Raw genomic sequence first — 2,618 nt, 5'->3', positions numbered from 1 at the left:
CGAGCGTGGAGCGCACCGAGCTGGAGGCGGTGATCCGCGGAGCGGGCGAGGTGCAGGACGTCGTGTTCGAGGACGCGACGTCCGTGCAGCCGCTTGCGCGTCCGGGGCAGGTCGTCACGGAGGCGCCGCGTGCAGTGCAGGTCCGCGTGGACCAGCGCCGTCTCGACGAGATTGCGGACGGCATCGGCGAGCTGTCGCTGCTGGAGCGCCGGCTCCGCCAGGAGCTCGGCGACCGCGCGGGCAGCGCGGACGCGGTCAGCCGGCTGAGCGCGCTGCTCTCGGATCTGCAGCATGCGGTGCTGTCGGTGCGCATGGTGCAGCTCGGCGAAGCGTTCGAGCGGTTCCCGCGCGTGGTGCGCGACGCGGCGCGACGCGCAGAGAAGGAGGTCGACTTCCGGGTCCAGGGCGAGGGGATCGAGATCGATCGCTCGATCCTGGACGATGTCGTGGATCCGCTGCTGCACCTGCTGCGCAACGCGGTGGATCACGGGATCGAGCCCGAGGCGGAGCGCGTCGCGGCGGGCAAGCCGGCGCGGGGCAGCATCGTGCTGCGTGCGGAGCGTGCGCGAGCGAGCGTGCGGATCGCGCTGGAGGACGATGGCCGCGGTGTCGCACGCGAGCGTGTGCTCGAGAAGGCACGCCTCGCGGGACTCGCCGCTGAAGCGGAGGCCGCTGCGCACGACGACGATGCGCTGCTCAGGCTGATGGCGCACCCCGGCCTGTCGACGGCAGAGCAGGTGACGGAGCTGTCGGGGCGGGGCGTGGGCCTGGATGTGGTTCTTTCGAGGGTGCGCGCGCTGGGCGGTGCGATCGACATGAGCACCGAGCCCGGCCGCGGCACGACGTTCACGCTGCGGCTGCCGATCACGCTCGCGCTCGCGCGCGCGCTGCTGGTCCGGGTCGACGGCGAGGAGTACGCGGTGCCGCTCACGCACATCAGCGAGGCGATCGAACTGGAGGGCGCGATCGAGCGGCGAACCCCGGGGGGTGAATACGTGAAGCTGCGCGAGGAGGCGCTGCCGCTGGTTCGCATGACGCGCGTGCTGGGAAGCCGGCACGTGCGTACCGAGCGTGCTGCCATCGTCGCGGAGCTGGGGCAGCGGCGGATTGCGCTCGGCTTCGACGAGATCGTCGGGCACGAGCAGATCCTGGTGAAGACGTTCGATGCGGCGGCAGGGACACTGCCGATCTTTTCCGGTGCCACGCTGCTGGCCGACGGCCGGCCGGCGCTGGTGCTCGATCCACTCAGCGTGATCTGAGGACGCAATGGATCTGCGCGGCCTGCAAACCAGGCAGCTCGACGGACTTCGCGAAGTTGCGAACATCGGAGCCGGTCACGCGGCGACAGCGCTGTCGCAGCTCACCGGCCGGCGTGTCTCGATCGAGGTGCCGGAGGTCAGCATCCTGCGGCTGCAGGACGTCGGCACGGTCGTCGGCGAGCCGGACGAGGTCGTATCGGCCGTGCTGATGCGCATTCTCGGCGACATCACGGGCCGCACGGTGCAGGTCTTCCCGGCACCGACGGCGTCGCGGCTGGCGGGCATGCTGCTGGGGCGTGACGATCCCGGTTTCCCGGACGGCTTCGGCGAGCTGGAGCAGTCCACGCTCAAGGAGGTCGGCAACATCATCGTCGGCGCATACCTGAATGCGCTGTCGGATTTCATGGGCATGCTGCTCATCATGTCCGTTCCCGCGCTCGCGATCGACATGGCCGCCGCGGTGCTCGCGACGACCTATATCAACTTCGGCGACACGACCGACGACGTGTTCTGCGTCAACGTGACCATGCACATGGAAGGCTCGGCAGAGCTGCCGGCGCACTTTCTCCTGATTCCCGATCGCGCGTCGCTGAAGGTGCTGCTGCGCGCGCTGCGGCTGGTGTGATGAGCGAGACAGCGGCCTCCCCCGCAGCGGCCACGCTGCCATGGACGGATCGTGGTGCGGACGAGGCGAAACAGACGGGCAGCGCGGCCCAGCCCCGCTCGCAGCGCGACGTCGAGATCCTGCGCGGCCTGGCGCGGCGCATCAACCCGTACGATGCGGGAGCGCACAACAACCTTGGCGTCGTCTACTACAACAAGGGCATGTACGGCGACGCGGTCGCGCACTTCGAGCGCGCGATCGAGATCGATCCGGACATGCAGGTCGCCGAGCGCAACCTGCATATCGCGTACTTCGGCACCGGCTACTTCGACGAGCTGATCGAGAAGCTGCATGCGCGGCTCGAGGCGAACGAGGACGACGTCGAGGCGCGTGACCGTCTCGCCCGCGTGCTGCTCTACACCGGCGATCCCGACGGTGCACTCGCCGAGTGGGGCGACGTGCTGCGTCGCCGGCCGGAAGACGCGCACGTGCACGAGCAGATCGCGCGTGCGCACCTGCGCCGCGACGATCAGGACGCTGCGCTCGCCTCGCTCAGGCGTGCCGCCGCGCTCGACCCGGACAACCCGCGGCTGCAGCTGCAGGTCGGGTCCGTGCTGTACCGGAGCGGTGCACCGGACGAGGCGCGCGATGCACTGGAGCGTGCGGTCGCACTGGACGCGATGCTGGCGGATGCGTTTCACCTGCTGTCGTTCGTCTACGGCGAGCTCGGCCTCGAGGAGCGGGCTGCGCGCGCG

3 protein-coding genes are annotated in these 2,618 nt (G+C 70.1%); all 3 read left to right on the top strand.

Annotated elements, in window-relative coordinates:
* On the top strand, positions 1-1,259 hold a 1,259-nt coding region (locus VFU06_15140; GenBank protein ID HEU5210728.1), incomplete at its 5' end, for a chemotaxis protein CheW.
* A 7-nt stretch (positions 1,260-1,266) separates the two neighbouring features.
* Positions 1,267-1,884 carry a chemotaxis protein CheC gene (locus VFU06_15135; GenBank protein HEU5210727.1) on the top strand — a complete coding sequence of 206 codons (618 nt, stop codon included), beginning with the start codon at positions 1,267-1,269 and terminating at the stop codon, positions 1,882-1,884.
* Positions 1,884-2,618, top strand: a 735-nt coding sequence (locus tag VFU06_15130) for a tetratricopeptide repeat protein (GenBank protein HEU5210726.1), incomplete at its 3' end; no start/stop codon positions are given. The genes VFU06_15135 and VFU06_15130, both read left to right, overlap by 1 nt.

Source organism: Longimicrobiales bacterium, assembly GCA_035764935.1.
GTDB lineage: Bacteria > Gemmatimonadota > Gemmatimonadetes > Longimicrobiales > RSA9 > DASTYK01.
Note: the sequence above shows the minus strand (reverse complement) of the source record. Positions and strands in the feature narration are given on the sequence as shown.

Coding starts and splice junctions, on each gene's coding strand:
- VFU06_15135 (HEU5210727.1), top strand. CDS start 1,267: ATGGATCTGCGCGGCCTGCAAACCAGGCAGCTCGACGGACTTCGCGAA.